Origin of the sequence: Salinivibrio proteolyticus, assembly GCF_027286365.1 — a bacterium.
Classification (GTDB): Bacteria; Pseudomonadota; Gammaproteobacteria; order Enterobacterales; family Vibrionaceae; genus Salinivibrio; species Salinivibrio proteolyticus.
Window position 1 is genome coordinate 2,745,977 of the sequence record NZ_CP114584.1, and the last position, 16,524, is coordinate 2,762,500.

General features: G+C 51.1%; 13 protein-coding genes and 2 rRNA genes (1 of these 15 running past the window's edge). 9 read left to right on the forward strand and 6 right to left on the reverse strand.

Annotated elements, in window-relative coordinates; genetic code table 11:
- Positions 1–134: 134 nt before the first annotated feature.
- The 3 genes from N7E60_RS12850 (at position 135) to N7E60_RS12860 (ending at position 5,720) form a co-directional block, all read left to right on the forward strand.
- Positions 135–1,541, forward strand: a complete 1,407-nt coding sequence (locus N7E60_RS12850; protein WP_069589726.1) for an SLC13 family permease — start codon at positions 135–137, stop codon at positions 1,539–1,541.
- Between the two features lie 235 nt (positions 1,542–1,776).
- Positions 1,777–3,663, forward strand: a complete 1,887-nt coding sequence (locus N7E60_RS12855) for a methyl-accepting chemotaxis protein (RefSeq protein ID WP_269597679.1) — start codon at positions 1,777–1,779, stop codon at positions 3,661–3,663.
- Between the two features lie 179 nt (positions 3,664–3,842).
- Positions 3,843–5,720 (forward strand): methyl-accepting chemotaxis protein, encoded by a 1,878-nt coding sequence (locus N7E60_RS12860; protein ID WP_269597680.1) that lies wholly within the window; start codon positions 3,843–3,845, stop codon positions 5,718–5,720.
- Positions 5,721–5,774: 54 nt separating this feature from the next.
- On the opposite strand, the gene epmA is transcribed toward N7E60_RS12860, so the two are convergent.
- Positions 5,775–6,752: an elongation factor P--(R)-beta-lysine ligase gene (epmA, locus tag N7E60_RS12865; RefSeq protein WP_269597681.1), complete on the reverse strand. Its 978-nt coding sequence runs from the start codon at positions 6,750–6,752 to the stop codon at positions 5,775–5,777.
- Positions 6,753–7,062: 310 nt separating this feature from the next.
- On the opposite strand from epmA, the gene frdA reads away from it, so the two are divergent.
- Genes frdA through frdD form a run of 4 tightly spaced genes read left to right on the forward strand, consistent with a single transcriptional unit; the run spans position 7,063 to position 10,371 of the window.
- Entirely contained in the window at positions 7,063–8,868 is a 1,806-nt protein-coding gene (gene frdA, locus N7E60_RS12870; RefSeq protein ID WP_077458300.1) for a fumarate reductase (quinol) flavoprotein subunit, read from the forward strand.
- The gene (locus tag N7E60_RS12875; RefSeq protein ID WP_269597682.1) at positions 8,865–9,620 is read left to right on the forward strand and encodes a succinate dehydrogenase/fumarate reductase iron-sulfur subunit; all 756 of its coding nucleotides are present in this window, start codon (positions 8,865–8,867) and stop codon (positions 9,618–9,620) included. Before frdA ends, N7E60_RS12875 begins: the two co-directional genes overlap by 4 nt.
- Positions 9,617–10,000 carry a fumarate reductase subunit FrdC gene (frdC, locus tag N7E60_RS12880; protein ID WP_069589732.1) on the forward strand — a complete coding sequence of 128 codons (384 nt, stop codon included), beginning with the start codon at positions 9,617–9,619 and terminating at the stop codon, positions 9,998–10,000. The genes N7E60_RS12875 and frdC overlap by 4 nt, the downstream gene beginning before the upstream one ends.
- A gap of 8 nt (positions 10,001–10,008) precedes the next feature.
- Positions 10,009–10,371 carry a fumarate reductase subunit FrdD gene (frdD, locus tag N7E60_RS12885; RefSeq protein ID WP_077458292.1) on the forward strand — a complete coding sequence of 121 codons (363 nt, stop codon included), beginning with the start codon at positions 10,009–10,011 and terminating at the stop codon, positions 10,369–10,371.
- Between the two features lie 70 nt (positions 10,372–10,441).
- On the opposite strand, the gene efp is transcribed toward frdD, so the two are convergent.
- Positions 10,442–11,008, reverse strand: a complete 567-nt coding sequence (gene efp, locus N7E60_RS12890) for an elongation factor P (protein WP_069586864.1) — start codon at positions 11,006–11,008, stop codon at positions 10,442–10,444.
- A gap of 33 nt (positions 11,009–11,041) precedes the next feature.
- Here efp and epmB point away from each other — a divergent pair, with 33 nt between their 5' ends.
- A complete protein-coding gene (epmB, locus tag N7E60_RS12895; RefSeq protein ID WP_077458294.1) occupies positions 11,042–12,064 on the forward strand; it encodes an EF-P beta-lysylation protein EpmB in 1,023 nt (340 codons plus the stop codon).
- A gap of 87 nt (positions 12,065–12,151) precedes the next feature.
- Positions 12,152–12,640 (forward strand): GNAT family N-acetyltransferase, encoded by a 489-nt coding sequence (locus tag N7E60_RS12900; RefSeq protein WP_269597684.1) that lies wholly within the window; start codon positions 12,152–12,154, stop codon positions 12,638–12,640.
- Here N7E60_RS12900 and N7E60_RS12905 read toward each other — a convergent pair.
- From N7E60_RS12905 to N7E60_RS12920, 4 genes are all read right to left on the reverse strand, one after another.
- A complete protein-coding gene (locus N7E60_RS12905; protein WP_069586861.1) occupies positions 12,637–13,278 on the reverse strand; it encodes a flavin reductase family protein in 642 nt (213 codons plus the stop codon). The genes N7E60_RS12900 and N7E60_RS12905 overlap by 4 nt on opposite strands.
- 8 nt (positions 13,279–13,286) lie before the next feature.
- A complete protein-coding gene (locus N7E60_RS12910) occupies positions 13,287–13,667 on the reverse strand; it encodes a thiol-disulfide oxidoreductase DCC family protein (RefSeq protein WP_269597685.1) in 381 nt (126 codons plus the stop codon).
- 552 nt (positions 13,668–14,219) lie between these two features.
- Positions 14,220–14,335: ribosomal RNA gene (gene rrf, locus N7E60_RS12915) — 5S ribosomal RNA — on the reverse strand.
- Positions 14,336–14,450: 115 nt separating this feature from the next.
- Positions 14,451–16,524 (reverse strand): 23S ribosomal RNA (locus N7E60_RS12920) (it continues 814 nt past the right edge of the window).

Consider the following 16,524-nt stretch of genomic DNA (forward strand, 5'->3'; position numbering starts at 1 on the left):
CAAATTCGGAGATTTTTCCCGTTAATTCCCTCTTAAATCCGTATCATTGATCCCATCAATACACCTGTGATGCATCGGCGTGCTGGCGCATGGTCAGCCCGCACTCACAACATCAACCCTTATGAGGCGTATTTGTGGTCAATGCTCGTTTTACTAAGTTACTTGTCTCGCTCGGGCTGCCATTGTTGCTGCTCCTACTCCCAACCGACTGGTTACCTATCGCCAACCTCACTTTGATTCAACACCGTTTATTGGCGATTTTCCTGATGGCGGCCTTGCTGTGGGTTCTTGAACCTGTGCCAGTATTTTCAACCTCTTTGCTGATCATTACCCTGCAATTGGTGATGATCTCCGATAAAGGCTTACACTGGTTTCGCGGCGAAACTGCGCATCATCCGCGGGGCGAATTGATCCCTTATACCGATATTCTCAGCGCTTTTTCTTCCCCCATCATTATTCTATTTATGGGCGGATTCTCGCTGGCTATTGCTGCTTCCAAATATGAGTTAGATATCAACCTTGCCCGCGTATTACTTAAACCCTTTGGCAAGCATCCCAAATTTATTATGCTGGGTTTGATGCTTATCACCGCGGTGTTCTCGATGTTCATGTCCAATACCGCCACCACGGTGATGATGCTGGCGCTACTGGCACCGATTTTGAGTGTACTCCCGAAAGGCGATCCTGCGATTAAAGCCTTGGTTTTGTGTATTCCGGTGGCCGCCAATACCGGTGGGATCGCAACGCCAATCGGAACGCCGCCCAACGCCATTGCACTACAATATCTCACCGGCGAATACAGCATCTCATTTCTGGGCTGGATGCAAATGGGCCTACCCTTTGTGGTGATCCAGTTGGCGTTTGCATGGTGGTTACTACAGCGCTTATTCCGCAGTCCACAAACCGAAATCACACTGGCACTGGAAGGCAAATTTCTGCGAGGCTGGCAAGCGTACACCGTCTATGCCACCTTTGCGCTGACCATTGCGCTGTGGCTAACCACCAGCCTACATGGCATGAATACCTATGTGGTCGCGGTGATCCCGCTCGCGTTGTTCACCCTGACAGGGATCATGGGCAAGGCCGAGTTAAAACTGATTAATTGGGATGTCCTTTGGCTCGTCGCCGGCGGGATTGCGATGGGCATTGCGCTAGACGAAACCGGCCTTGCTGCCGCATTAGCGCATGCCGTGGACTACAGCGTATTAACGGCCATGACAGTATTGGTCACCCTCTCCATTATTTGTTGGCTCATGGCAAACTTTATGTCAAATACCGCGACAGCTAACTTATTGATGCCTATCGCGGCGGCCATTGCCGCTTCCATGCCATCACTGGTGAATGTGGGTGGCATGCAAGGATTGCTCGTCGTGGTCGCTTTCTCCGCTTCATTAGGGATGATTCTGCCGGTTTCTACCCCGCCCAACTCTTTGGCGTATTCCACTGGCTTCATCGATAGCCGTGATTTGGTCAAAGTCGGTACGATTCTTGGGGTCAGTGGCTTAGGCTTGGTCTATGCAGCCGTCCTCGCGCTAACATAGGCGTAACACCTCAATATCAACAAGGGTTGTTTGCGTGGCCCCCAAAACAAACAACGCTCTGTTTTTTCAGTGTTAAAAATATGATAACTAGAACAATGTGCATGTTAGCGGCCACTAGTGCCGCTTTGCACAAGGATTTTTTTATAAATTTATTATCACCCCTGACTCAAGCTTTCTACAATTAAGCAAATACTCAATAAAAGAGTCATAAACGTGGTAGTACGAGGGACGTTTCATGAAATTCACCATTAAGACCAAAATATTACTTGCTGTTGCTTTGGTCGTGGCCTTAGTTAGTGCGGTTCAAGCTTGGTTTTCCGTAACCCAGCTAAAAGACGAGACACAACAAAATGTCACCGCTCAAATGCGCGATATCGCCTTATCCACCAGTAACTTTATTGATGAATGGCTGGATATTCGCAGTAAAATGCTACTGGCCAATGTGCCGCTCATTGCCAGCCAACCCAATGTGGATCGCGAACTGCTCTTGACCAAACGGCAGGGCAACTTCCTAACCGTTTACGCCGGTTTCTCTGACGGTTCGGTAGCGTTCGGGGATAAAACCGAAACCTGGCCGGCTAACTATGACCCTCGGACTCGCCCGTGGTATAAGCAAGCAAGCGCAGCGGACGGCTTAATCATCACGCCTCCCTATGTGGACGCCAATGGCGCAGGGATGGTCATCAGCTTTGCCAAAGCCTTTAACGACCGTTACCAAGGTGTGATAGCGGCCGATCTATCGGTCAATGCTATTGTTGAAGAAGTGCTCAACGTCAAAATGCCGAATAACGGTTTCGCGTTTCTGGTAGACAGCAACAATAACGTTGTCGCCTACCGTGACACTGCGCTCAGTAATAAACCTCTCACCCAAGTTGATGATGAACTCACGCCTGCTTTTATCCAACAGGCGCGCAGTAGCGATGCACTACAGACCATCGATTTTGATGGTGATGGTCGCGAAAAACTGGTCGCCGTCACTCATGTCGAAGGGGCCAACTGGAGTTTAGGGGTGGTGCAAGACAGGGAACTTGCCTTTGCATCCGTGTCTGAACAAATTATTTCGACCCTCATCACGTCTGTGGTTCTGTTTGTCATCATTGCCCTGATTGCCGGTGCGCTTATCCATCGCATGTTGGCGCCGCTAACCCAATTAACGCACGCGGTCAGCTCACTCTCCAAGGGGAGCGGTGACCTCACTCAACGCCTCGATATTGTGCGTCATGATGAGATTGGTGAACTGGCTGGCCACGTCAACGCGTTTCTGGAGCAATTGCAATCCATGATTGGTCGTAGCGTCTCGCAAAGTGTGGCGCTTTCAGAGCGTGCTGAGCAATGTCGAGAACTGGCGCACCAATCAAGCGGCTTAGTCGGTCAGCAGCAAGGCGATGTGGATCAAATTGCCACCGCCATTCACGAAATGTCCACTACCGCCAATGAAGTCGCCAGCAATGCCGAGCTGACGGCACGCTCCGCGCAAGATGCAGAAAGTGCCTGCCGTGATGGGCTCTCCGTGGTGGAAGATAACCGTAAGGCGATCACACAGCTGGCTGAACACGTCGATCAAGCCACCAACGTGATTCGCGAACTAGATACCAACTCACAAAGCATCAACCAAATTATCTCCACCATTCAAGATATCGCCGAGCAAACCAACTTGTTGGCCTTGAACGCCGCGATTGAGGCCGCCCGTGCCGGTGAACAAGGGCGAGGCTTTGCGGTCGTCGCCGATGAAGTGCGCGTGCTGAGTCAGCGTACCCATGACTCCACCGAAGAGATCCGCAACATGATTGAAACGCTGCAAAGTACAACACAGCGTGCGGTAGATGGCATGACACAAAGTAACGAAATGGCGACCTCTAGTGTCGAACGGGCTGCGTCAGCCAGTGACAAACTGAACGAGATCACCCGTGCGATTGGAGATATTTCCGAAATGGCAGCACAAATTGCCAGTGCGGCAGAGGAACAGCGGGCCGTCACCGACGATATCAACCGAAATACCCAAGCCGTGCGCGATTTGTCACTGGAGATCCATCAAAAAGCGACCGACACCGGTGAGCAAGGAGAATATATGGCCAACGCCGCGCAAGAAATGCATGGCGACTTGTCCAAATTCAAAGTCTAGTCCAAACGGCAGCCTATCCACGTAGGCTGCCTCCTCCATCCACTGGCAGTAAGATCACAAATCCCACACCTCTCTACCTCTTTTCACTGCGCACTGACACAAATTGCATAACTGATCGGATTTTACTGCAAACGACACGTTTACAATCAATCTAATCTCTTAGATGTGGAAATGTGTCTATGCCCAAACCAACCATAAAACTGAAAATCATTGTGGCCATCGCCTTGATCGTGGCCTTGGTCAGTGCGGTGCTTGCCACCATTTCAGTCAGACAATTACAAAACGAGACCACCAGCAGCATCACTAAACAGATGCAAGACGTTGGCGATGCCACCGCACAGTTCATCGATAGCTGGCTAAGCACCCGTGCGGATATGTTGTTGGCCAATGAGTCCTTGATTGCCAATCAACCCAATGTTGACCGTGAGTTGCTCGTCACCAAGCGCGCCGGACACTTTTTGTCTGTCTATGCAGGGTTCAGTGATGGTCGTATCGCATATGGCGACAAAAGCGAAGATTGGCCTGCAGATTACGATCCTCGCACTCGCCCTTGGTATAAGAACGCCAATCAGAGCAGCGAGCTGATTATTACCGAGCCTTATCAAGACTTTGATGGCAGTCTGGTGGTCAGCTTAGCGAAATCATTTAATGGCCGCTATCAAGGGGTGATTGCCGCTGACGTGACCGTCACCGACATTGTCGATCAGGTCCTAAACCTTAAACTCAGCAATGGCTTTGCGTTTTTAGTCGATGGCAGCAACAGTATTGTGGCTTACCGTGATACCGAACTCAGTCGACAACCTCTCACCGAGCTCGATGCGGAACTGACGCCAGCGTTTATAGACAGTGCCAGTCGTCAGGGCAAACTGGTGACCTTTGATTTAAAGGGTGAAGACAAGTTACTCGCAGCCATTGACGTGCCGAATACCGATTGGACCTTGGGGATTGTCGAAGATAAGAGCGACGCCTATGCCTCCGTGTCGGAGCAAATCACCTTTGTGGTGGTCGCCTCCGTGATCCTCTTTATCGTGATCGCTTTTATTGCCGGCGCCTTAATCAAGCAATTACTGAAGCCATTAAGCGAGTTAACTGGCGCAGTCCATACCCTCTCCGCGGGTGAAGGCGATCTGACCCAACGCATTAATATTGTTCGTCAGGACGAAATTGGTGAACTGGCCGAATATATGAACGCCTTTCTCGCCCAACTTCAGCAAATGGTCGGTAAAGCGGTCAATCAGAGCATGACGCTGTCTCAAAGCGCAGAAGAGTGTCGCACGCATGCCCTGCAATCAAGCCAATTGGTTGATAAGCAGCAAAATGATGTTGACCAGATTGCCACGGCTATCCATGAGATGTCCGCCACCGCCAATGAAGTGGCTAGTCACGCTGAAGACACCGCTACCTCCGCCCAACAAGCCGAACAATCGTGCCAAGAAGGGTTAAGTGTGGTAAGCGATAACCGAAATGCGATCACCCAATTGGCCGATCAAGTGGAGCGGGCCACCAATGTCATTCGTGAATTGGATGAAAATGCTCAGAGCATCAACCAAATCATTGCGACCATTCAAGGTGTAGCGGAACAGACCAACTTGTTAGCATTGAACGCCGCCATCGAAGCAGCACGCGCGGGTGAGCAAGGGCGTGGATTTGCCGTTGTGGCCGATGAAGTGCGAGTGCTCAGCCAGCGCACCCATGACTCGACCGAAGAAATTCGCAACATGATTGAGACCTTGCAGCACACCACCCAACGTGCGGTGGATGACATGATGCAAAGTAATAATATGGCGACATCGAGTGTTGAGCGGGCAGAAGCGGCCAGCGAGCGACTCAATCAGATCACCACAGCAATCAGTACGATTTCTGAAATGGCGATCCAAATTGCCAGCGCCGCAGAAGAGCAACGTGCGGTGACTGACGATATCAACCGCAACACACAAGCGGTGAAAGATCTCTCCTATGAGATCCACCAACAAGCAAGTGCAACCGGGGACCAAGGCGAAAGCATGGCGCAAGCAGCACGTGACATGCACCAAGACCTGTCAAAATTTAAAGTCTAGGTGAATGCCCTTTCCTTTCAAACGCCACCGCAAGGTGGCGTTTTTCTTATGGCGCTACGCGCGTGAGACAGGAAACGCGGTCACCGCATCAATGTGATCACAACCGAGCGCGAGCATCACAAGGCGATCGATCCCTAGCGCGACCCCTGCACAATCCGGCAGCCCCGCGTCCAAGGCGGCGAGTAAGTGTTGATCGATAGGTTGTGGGCGCAAACCTCTTGCCACTCGCATCGCATTGTCCGCCTCAAAGCGGCGGCGCTGCTCATGCGCATCTTGAAGCTCATAGAACCCATTAGCGAGTTCAATGCCTTGAAAATACACCTCAAAACGGTGTGCAACACGTGGATCCGCCTCACTGATTTTGGCTAACGCGGCTTGAGATGCCGGAAAGTCGTAAACAAAAGCCGGCGCCTGCTGACCAATATTCGGCTCAACCATCACCGAGAAAAGCAGTTGCAACAAGGTGTCTTTGTCGGTTTCATCCTCAGTGATATCAGCAAGCCCTTGGGTGGCAGCAAGGGCTCGTAGCTGGTCAATATCCGCGCGTAATGGACAAAGTCCAATGCATGATTGAAAAGCCGCTTGATAGCTCATTCGCGTCGCACCTTGGCACCTGAGTACCGCTTGCAACAGCGCATCCATTTCATCCATCAACTGGTGATGGTCAAAATCCGGTCGATACCACTCGAGCATGGTAAATTCTGGATTGTGATAACGCCCCGCCTCTTCATTACGAAACGCCTTACTGATTTGATAAATGGCGCCGCTACCCGCCGCCAGTAATCGTTTCATATGAAATTCTGGACTGGTCATCAAATACAAGGGTAACCCCTTGGCAAAGCCAGGGCCGACCAGCAAGGTGGAAAAACTGTGTAGGTGCACATCCGTCACCGCCGCTTGGCTCAACGCTGGGGTATCGACTTCCCATACTGCACGCTCAGCAAAAAATTGACGAATGCGGGCAATAATGGCCGATCGTTTTTTCAACTGTGTCATTGAGGCCGTTGGCTGCCATGAACAGGCTTGAGTCATGATATCAATCTCTCATTGCGCGAATGGCGTCAGTCTAGCGTCACGCTGGCGAATAACAACCAGCACGCCAAGATGAAGCACGACATAAACGTATCACTGTGCGCATTCTGTTTGTAAGCAAACGCTGTTTTTTCATGGTTCGCCGACACTTAACGACCCACCTCACAGTTTTATGCAATTTAACCCCCATGCCCGCAAAATCGCTGCAATTCCCCAACTGAATCAATTTTTACTCGGAGAGGATTGCCTACCATGTCGACAGAACAATAAACAAGCCAAGCACTGGCTTTCCCTACACTGGAGGATGAACGTGCAGACCATCACCACAGATATTGCAGTTATTGGCGCCGGTGGCGCTGGACTGCGCACCGCCATTGCGGCCGCTGAGGCGGATCCGTCTCTCAATATTGCCCTGGTGTCCAAGGTCTACCCGATGCGCTCACACACTGTGGCTGCAGAGGGTGGGTCGGCTGCCGTCATCAAGGATGAAGACAGCCTAGACAACCATTTTAATGACACCGTTAGCGGCGGTGACTGGCTGTGCGAGCAGGACGTTGTGGACTACTTCGTCAAGCACTGCCCAGAAGAGATGATCCAATTAGAGCAATGGGGTTGCCCTTGGAGCCGTAAAGACGATGGCAGCATCAATGTTCGCCGTTTTGGCGGCATGAAAGTCGAGCGTACATGGTTTGCCGCCGATAAAACTGGCTTCCATATGCTTCACACCTTGTTCCAAACCTCGATTAAATACCCACAAATTCAGCGGTTAGATGAATACTTCGTGGTCGACTTAATCGTGGATGATGGCCAAATCCAAGGCCTCATTGCCCTGCATATGGCAGAAGGTGAACTGGTCTGCATCAAAGCCAAATCTGTGGTGCTCGCCACCGGCGGTGCTGGCCGTGTATACAGCTGTAACACCAATGGTGGCATCGTCACCGGCGATGGCATGGCGATGGCTTATCGCCATGGTATTCCATTACGTGATATGGAGTTTGTGCAGTATCACCCCACAGGCTTGCCCGGCACTGGCATCTTGATGACCGAAGGCTGTCGTGGTGAAGGGGGAATTATTGTCAACAAAAATGGTTATCGCTATTTGCAAGATTATGGCCTTGGCCCAGAGACTCCCGTGGGCGAGCCAAAAAACAAATATATGGAGTTGGGGCCGCGCGATAAAGTCTCACAAGCCTTTTGGCACGAGCAACAAAAAGGGAACACCATCAAGCATCCATTAGGTGATGTGGTGCACCTTGATTTGCGCCACTTAGGTGAAGACTTCTTACAAGAGCGGTTGCCGTTTATTTGTGAATTAGCCAAAGCGTACGTCAACGTCGATCCGGCCAAAGAGCCAATCCCAATTCGTCCGACCGTCCACTACACCATGGGGGGCATAGAAACCAATGCCCAGACCGAAACCCGCGTAAAAGGACTCTTTGCGGTGGGCGAATGCTCCTCCGTCGGCCTGCACGGCGCCAATCGCTTAGGATCGAATTCACTGGCTGAGCTGGCCGTATTTGGTCGACTCGCCGGAGAAGGTGCCGCACAACGTACGCGTGAGTTTACGGGATGGAATCAAGCGGCGATCGATGCCCAGATCCAAGACGTTAAAGCACGCATTGATAAGCTCTTGAGCCATCAAGGCGAAGAAAACTGGGCAGATATTCGCAAAGAGCTGGGGGACACCATGGAAGCCGGCTGTGGTATTTATCGTCGCGAAGATCTAATGCAAGCCACGATTGATAAAATCGCCGAACTGAAAGCTCGCTATCAACAGATCAGCATCCAAGATCAAGGCAGTGTGTTTAACACCGACTTGTTGTATGCCATCGAAGTAGGTTACGGGCTCGAAGTGGCCGAAGCCATGGCGCATTCTGCCATTCAGCGACGCGAGTCTCGTGGCGCCCATCAACGCCTTGATGATGGCTGCACAACCCGTGATGATGACAACTACCTCAAGCACACCTTGGCATTTTACCAACCCAAGGGTGGCCCACGGATTGATTACAGTGACGTGAAGATCACCAAGTCTCAACCGAAAGACCGCTTGTATGGTGATGCTGCGGAGCAGGCTCAAGCGGCCAGTGAGGGGCAACAAGAGGAGCAAGCACAATGACGCAAGCTACCTATAGAGTTTCTATCCTTCGCTACGATCCCGCAAAAGATGCTGCACCTTACGCGCAGGAGTTTGTCGTCCCCGGAGACGACACCTTCTCTGTGCTTGATGCGCTGGGCTATATCAAAGACAACCTCGACAAGTCATTGGCTTATCGCTGGTCATGTCGCATGGCCATTTGCGGCTCGTGCGGCATGATGGTCAATGGCGTGCCTAAACTCGCGTGTAAGGCTTTTTTACGCGATTACCCGAACGGCGTACTGATTGAGCCGCTAGCAAACTTTGCTATCGAAAAAGATTTGATTGTCGACATGACGCCATTTATTGAGCGCTTGGAAGCGATCAAACCTTATATTCTCGGCAACGACCGTCGTCCTGAAGATGGTCCTAACACACAAACCCCAGAGCAGATGGCGCGCTACAAGCAATTTGCCGCCTGCATTAACTGTGGTTTATGTTACGCCGCTTGCCCGCAGTTTGGCCTCAATCCAGACTTCCTCGGCCCAGCCGCACTGACCCTCGCCCATCGCTATAACCTCGATAGCCGAGATGGGGGACAACATGAGCGTATGCCACTGATAAACAGCGATAACGGAGCATGGGGATGTACCTTTGTGGGCTACTGCTCAAAAGTCTGCCCGAAAGGTGTCGACCCGGCGGGCGCGGTCAACCAAGGCAAGGTTGCCTCTACCCAAGATATGGTGATCGCCATGTTTAACCCCAATAAAGAAGGCAAGGAGATAACAGGATGAGTAACCGTAAACCTTATATGCGGCCCATGCCTCGTACTTGGTGGCTGCATCATCCGTTTTATCGCTTTTATATGGTGCGCGAGGCCACAGTACTGCCCTTGGTCTTTTTCACACTGAGCCTCACTGCGGGTTTGATTTGTCTCGTACAAGGCCCTCAAGCGTGGCAAGGCTGGCTGGATTATATGGCCCACCCTGTGGTGATCCTATTAAACGTGGTCGCCCTAGCGGCAAGCCTGTTTCATGCCACGACATTTTTTAGCATGATGCCGCAAGTGATGCCGATTCGCATTAAAGGCAAACTGCTCGACGGCAAGTGGGTGATTGGGGCGCAATGGGGAGCCGTTGCAGTAATTTCGTTGCTGGCCTTGGTGCTCATTTAGGAGGCGTTATGATTGATTTAAAACCTAAGCGCTCCGACGAGCCGGTATGGTGGAGCTTGTTTGGTGCAGGCGGTACATGGTTTGCCATGTTCACGCCAATTACTGTCTTGATTTTGGGTGTTTTAATCCCACTTGGGATCATCGATCCATCCGCCCTAAGTTACGAACGTGTGATGATGTTCGCGGAGCACTGGTTAGGTAAGTTACTGATATTGGCGACCCTTGCCTTACCGATGTGGCATGCCATGCATCGCATCCATCATGGTTTACATGATCTTAAGCTGCACGTGGGACTGGCCGGGAAAGTGGTTTGCTATGCCATCGCCTTTGCCGTCAGTGTCGCTGCTGCGCTACTCGTCCTTGTCGTATAGCATCTAAGCATATAAAAAAGCCCTGAACCAATTCGGTCAGGGCTTTTTTCTCGGACATTCGAAATGCCAATTATTTTACGCGGCTTACATACTCACCCGAGCGTGTATCCACTTTGATGACTTCACCGATTTGAATAAACAAAGGCACACGAACAACGGCCCCTGTGATCAGTGTCGCGGGTTTACCGCCAGTACCTTGGGTATCCCCTTTTAGACCCGGATCGGTTTCAGTCACTTCAAGTTCGACGAAGTTAGGTGGGGTAACCACGATTGGGTCACCATTCCACAACGTGAGTGTACAGGTGTTGTTTTCAACTAACCATTTGACGTTATCACCCACTGCACTCTCGTTGGCAGCGATTTGCTCAAAGGTTTCGTTGTTCATGAAGTGATAGAACTCACCATCTGTGTAGAGGTAGTCCATTTCCACATCGATCACATCGGCAGCTTCAACGCTGTCACCTGATTTGAATGTTTTCTCTAGAACCTTACCGGAAATCAGCTTACGGATTTTAACCCGGTTGAAGGCTTGGCCTTTACCCGGCTTCACGAACTCATTTTCGGTAATGACACACGGCTCGTTATCGAGCATAATTTTCAATCCGCCGCGGAATTCATTGGTGCTGAAAGACGCCATCTTGATCCTCTTAACATCTTCGAGTTTTCACAAATGTCGCACATCATAACCCGAATCCAGCCTGCTGTTGAGCGAAACTGGATCAAAGAACTCGCAGAGGGGATCACAGATCCCAAGGAACTGCTGCAACTGCTTGAAATTTCACCATCCGACTGGGAGGCAGGATTTAGTGCTCGTCGCCTTTTTGCCCAACGTGTGCCACGCAGTTTTGTGGCTAGGATGGAAAAAGGAAACCCTGATGATCCACTGCTAAAGCAAGTCCTCCCCATTGCCGACGAGTTTAATGACGTTGACGGGTTCAGCGCTGACCCACTGGAAGAACAAGACAATGCGATTCCTGGGTTGTTACACAAGTACCACAACCGTGTCTTACTGATCGTTAAAGGAGGCTGTGCAATCAATTGTCGTTATTGCTTCCGTCGCCATTTCCCTTATCAAGACAACAAAGGCAGTAAACGCGTATGGCAAGGGGCGCTGGACTATATCGCCGCCCATCAAGAGATTGATGAAGTGATTTTATCCGGTGGTGACCCGCTGATGGCCAAAGATGAGGAGCTCGATTGGCTCATCAGCGCCATCGAAGACATAACGCATGTTAAGCGGCTACGCATTCATTCACGGCTACCTGTGGTGATCCCCGCTCGTGTCACCTCTGCGTTTACCGAGCGCTTATCGCGGTCACGTTTACAAGTGGTACTCGTCACCCACATCAACCACGCCAATGAGATTAATGCAGAATTAAGCCACAAACTCCATATGCTGCGACAAGCAGGCATCACGCTGCTTAACCAAAGCGTGCTTCTCAAAGGCGTAAATGACAGTGCGGATGCGTTGGTGGCACTGAGCCAACGGCTGTTTGAGGCTGGCGTTTTGCCTTACTACCTGCATGTATTGGATAAAGTCCAAGGCGCCGCTCACTTTTTAGTCTCAGACGATAAAGCGCGCGCCTTAATGCAAGACATTATCGGCCAGCTTTCCGGCTATTTGGTCCCCCGACTGACCCGAGAAATTGGCGGGCGAGCGAGTAAAACCCCTCTTGATCTGCATTTAGAGTGAATAATCAGTGACTTAATTAATATAAGCTGTTGATTTATCTTTGCTTCCATGGCTTATTAGAGAGAAAGCTCACCACAAGGATGTGTTATGTCTCTGATTATTCGTCAATACCACGCTGACGACATTCCGGCGATACGCGATATCTATGCGCAACCCAAGGCTCAAGCAGGCACCTTACAATTGCCGATGCCAAGCCTCGCCATGTGGGAAAAACGGCTTAATAACGTACCAGATGGCGTATACCCATTGGTTGCCGAGCTGGAAGGTAAAGTGGTCGGTAATCTCGGCTTCGTCATTGCCGCGAATTCTCGCCGTCGCCACGTTGCAGATATTGGCATGGGCGTTCATGATGCCTATCAAGGCCGCGGCATAGGCAGTGCGCTCATGGAAAAAGCGATCGATTTAGCCGAAAACTGGCTGAACGTATCACGGATAGAGCTAACCGTTTACACGGATAACGCGGCTGCGATCCACCTCTATCAAAAATTTGGCTTTGAAATTGAAGGCACCGCCAAACAGTTTGCGTTTCGCAATGGCGAGTTTGTCGATGCCCACTACATGGCGCGTACCCGCTAATCAAGCCACTCGGGGAAACAATCCGGTTTGGCGTAGCTAAGCCGACCAATGCGTGCGGTACGGTGGTAGCTATCTAAACCGCTAACCGCAACGCTGCCTGCTTGTTCAATATCTACGTAGCCATCATCTTTGACACACGATTCGGGCACATGAACTTCACTGATTTCTCCGATCAGTAAATGTGTACCATTAATTGCCAGCGTATGCTCTTCTCTCAACACTAATCCTAAGCGCACCGCAGCTTCTTGCACGTAAGGGGCATTGAAGCGCTCTCGCCATAATGGCGTCAGACCCACTTGATCAAACTCTGAGACGTCGTGAGGATAGCGTGCAGATGTCTGATGCGCGGCAGTGAGCATCGCCTCACTCACATGGTTGAGCGTATACACACCTAGCTGACGAATGTTTTCAAGAGAATCCCGCACCACGGTATCAGGTCGGATAATCACTCCCATTAACGCCGGATTCGCGCCCAGGTGAAAAGCAGAGCTAACCATACACAAGTTCGTTTGTCGTTCAGCGTCGCTGGTTCCTAATAAGTTTGCAGACTTAAAGCCTGACAAGCTATTGATAAAGGCTGCACGATAACGTTTTTCCATGCTCATGATGTCATCATGGCCGAACACACTCAAAGACATAACCTTCCTTATTTCAGTTGGCACTGTTGGCAACGTGCCTGCCCGGTTAATAATGCGGAGATCCGATACCGATGGCGGGCAAAAAACAAATAAGCTTGGTCCGCAAACCAAGCGATCACGGGCCAGCGTAACCAACTCACCCAATACCCCTTGCCTACCGCGTGCCATGCAGCATAGGTTGCGTCTAAACCATACACCATCTGTCCTTGACTATCTTTGGCGTGCAAAATGCGATTAGCGGCTTTGGGATCCACATCGGGGAAACGGGCTGCAAAATCGGAATGATGAATATCTTCCAGTATGAGCTGTTGGTTTTTATCCCAACGTGACAGCTTGCGCATTTCCTTGACGCATAACGGGCACAAACTGTCATAAAATAGCGTCACCATAAACGTCCCTCCTAACCTCGTCTTAATACGCATAACGACATTGGTACGATCAGGTGTTTACGCCTATCCAGCAATGGATAAAACCCACGTCAGCCAGTACTCAGCATGGCGATCCAAGCCTTATACGACCTATTAGGTAGTCAGAGATATGGAAAAAGTGTCGGTTGGTGTCTGTGTGATGAGCATTTTGAAGCGAGGCGCACAGGGCTGATACACCCTCAAGATACAAAAAAGCCCCGACCGTTAGGTCAGGGCTTGGTGTTTCTGCTAATCAAAGTCTTACATGTAGCTGCTTTAATTAGGTTATCTTATTTGATGCGATGAGGATGTTGAACCGAGACGCGCAGGGCTGATACACCCTCAAGATACAAAAAGCCCCGACCGTGAGGTCAGGGCTCTGTATTCTCTTATCAAAGTCTTACGCATATCCGCTTTGATGCTTAAATTGTGTCTGTGTGACGGGAGTTTTGAAGCGAGGCGCGCAGTGTACGTCAGTACATGAGCATCGCAGCTATCAAAAGTCGCAAGCAACAGTCACAATTTATAATCAAAGCCTGGCGATGTCCTACTCTCACATGGGGAGACCCCACACTACCATCGGCGCTGCTTCGTTTCACTACTGAGTTCGGCATGGAATCAGGTGGGTCCAAAGCGCTATGGTCGCCAAGCAAAATTTTGTGTGTCTTCACTTTTCAGTCAAAACACTTAATCTAGAAAGCTGTTCGTTCTCGCCACAATCAACTGGCTTATTTTAAGTCCAACCCAAAACCTCTTGGGTGTTGTATGGTTAAGCCTCACGGGCAATTAGTACAGGTTAGCTCAACGCCTCACAGCGCTTACACACCCTGCCTATCAACGTCGTAGTCTACGACAACCCTTTAGAGAGCTCGAAGCTCTAGGGATGACTCATCTCGGGGCCAGCTTCGCGCTTAGATGCTTTCAGCGCTTATCTGTGCCGAACTTAGCTACCGGGCAATGCGTCTGGCGACACAACCCGAACACCAGCGGTTCGTCCACTCCGGTCCTCTCGTACTAGGAGCAGCTCCCCTCAATCATCCAACGCCCACGGCAGATAGGGACCGAACTGTCTCACGACGTTCTAAACCCAGCTCGCGTACCACTTTAAATGGCGAACAGCCATACCCTTGGGACCGACTTCAGCCCCAGGATGTGATGAGCCGACATCGAGGTGCCAAACACCGCCGTCGATATGAACTCTTGGGCGGTATCAGCCTGTTATCCCCGGAGTACCTTTTATCCGTTGAGCGATGGCCCTTCCATTCAGAACCACCGGATCACTATGACCTACTTTCGTACCTGCTCGAGCCGTCACTCTCGCAGTTAAGCGGGCTTATGCCATTGCACTAACCTCACGATGTCCGACCGTGATTAGCCCACCTTCGTGCTCCTCCGTTACTCTTTGGGAGGAGACCGCCCCAGTCAAACTACCCACCAGGCACTGTCCTCACCCCGGATAACGGGGCTAAGTTAGAACATCAAACATACAAGGGTGGTATTTCAAGGATGGCTCCACAGCAACTGGCGTCGCCGCTTCAAAGCCTCCCACCTATCCTACACATGTAGGCTCAATGTTCAGTGCCAAGCTGTAGTAAAGGTTCACGGGGTCTTTCCGTCTAGCCGCGGGTACACAGCATCTTCACTGCGATTTCAATTTCACTGAGTCTCGGGTGGAGACAGCGTGGCCATCATTACGCCATTCGTGCAGGTCGGAACTTACCCGACAAGGAATTTCGCTACCTTAGGACCGTTATAGTTACGGCCGCCGTTTACCGGGGCTTCGATCAATGGCTTCTCTTGCGATAACCACATCAATTAACCTTCCGGCACCGGGCAGGCGTCACACCGTATACGTCATCTTTCGATTTTGCACAGTGCTGTGTTTTTAATAAACAGTTGCAGCCACCTGGTATCTGCGACTGCCCATAGCTCCATCCGCAAGGGACTTCACCCCGGGCAGCGTACCTTCTCCCGAAGTTACGGTACCATTTTGCCTAGTTCCTTCACCCGAGTTCTCTCAAGCGCCTTGGTATTCTCTACCCGACCACCTGTGTCGGTTTGGAGTACGGTTGCTACTTACCTGAAGCTTAGAGGCTTTTCCCGGAAGCATGGCATCAATGACTTCACCACCTTGGTGGCTCGACATCGTGTCTCGGCCTTGATTTCCCGGATTTGCCTAAGAAATCAGCCTACGCACTTGAACCTGGACTACCATCGCCAGGCCCACCTAGCCTTCTCCGTCCCCCCATCGCAGTAAGCAGCAGTACGGGAATATTAACCCGTTTCCCATCGACTACGCCTTTCGGCCTCGCCTTAGGGGCCGACTTACCCTGCCCCGATTAACGTTGGACAGGAACCCTTGGTCTTCCGGCGAGGAGGTTTTTCACCCCCTTTATCGTTACTCATGTCAGCATTCGCACTTGTGATACCTCCAGCATGCCTCTCAGCACACCTTCAACGGCTTACACAACGCTCCCCTACCCAATATCCATAAGGACATTGCCGCAGCTTCGGTGTATCGCTTAGCCCCGTTACATCTTCCGCGCAGGCCGACTCGACCAGTGAGCTATTACGCTTTCTTTAAATGATGGCTGCTTCTAAGCCAACATCCTGGCTGTCTGAGCCTTCCCACATCGTTTCCCACTTAGCGATAACTTTGGGACCTTAGCTGGCGGTCTGGGTTGTTTCCCTCTCCACGACGGACGTTAGCACCCGCCGTGTGTCTCCCGGATAGTACTTACTGGTATTCGGAGTTTGCAAAGGGTTGGTAAGTCGGGATGACCCCCTAGCCTTAACAGTGCTCTACCCCCAGTAGTATTCGTCCGAGGCGCTACCTAAA

Bases quoted from the DNA above. Each gene is read 5' to 3' on its own strand.
- epmA (WP_269597681.1), bottom strand. From the start codon at position 6,752: ATGACTCAAGCCTGTTCATGGCAGCCAACGGCCTCAATGACACAGTTG.
- efp (WP_069586864.1), bottom strand. From the start codon at position 11,008: ATGGCGTCTTTCAGCACCAATGAATTCCGCGGCGGATTGAAAATTATG.
- N7E60_RS12875 (WP_269597682.1), top strand. From the start codon at position 8,865: ATGACGCAAGCTACCTATAGAGTTTCTATCCTTCGCTACGATCCCGCA.
- N7E60_RS12905 (WP_069586861.1), bottom strand. From the start codon at position 13,278: ATGTCTTTGAGTGTGTTCGGCCATGATGACATCATGAGCATGGAAAAA.
- frdC (WP_069589732.1), top strand. From the start codon at position 9,617: ATGAGTAACCGTAAACCTTATATGCGGCCCATGCCTCGTACTTGGTGG.
- frdD (WP_077458292.1), top strand. From the start codon at position 10,009: ATGATTGATTTAAAACCTAAGCGCTCCGACGAGCCGGTATGGTGGAGC.
- N7E60_RS12900 (WP_269597684.1), top strand. From the start codon at position 12,152: ATGTCTCTGATTATTCGTCAATACCACGCTGACGACATTCCGGCGATA.
- N7E60_RS12910 (WP_269597685.1), bottom strand. From the start codon at position 13,667: ATGGTGACGCTATTTTATGACAGTTTGTGCCCGTTATGCGTCAAGGAA.
- N7E60_RS12860 (WP_269597680.1), top strand. From the start codon at position 3,843: ATGCCCAAACCAACCATAAAACTGAAAATCATTGTGGCCATCGCCTTG.
- N7E60_RS12855 (WP_269597679.1), top strand. From the start codon at position 1,777: ATGAAATTCACCATTAAGACCAAAATATTACTTGCTGTTGCTTTGGTC.
- epmB (WP_077458294.1), top strand. From the start codon at position 11,042: ATGTCGCACATCATAACCCGAATCCAGCCTGCTGTTGAGCGAAACTGG.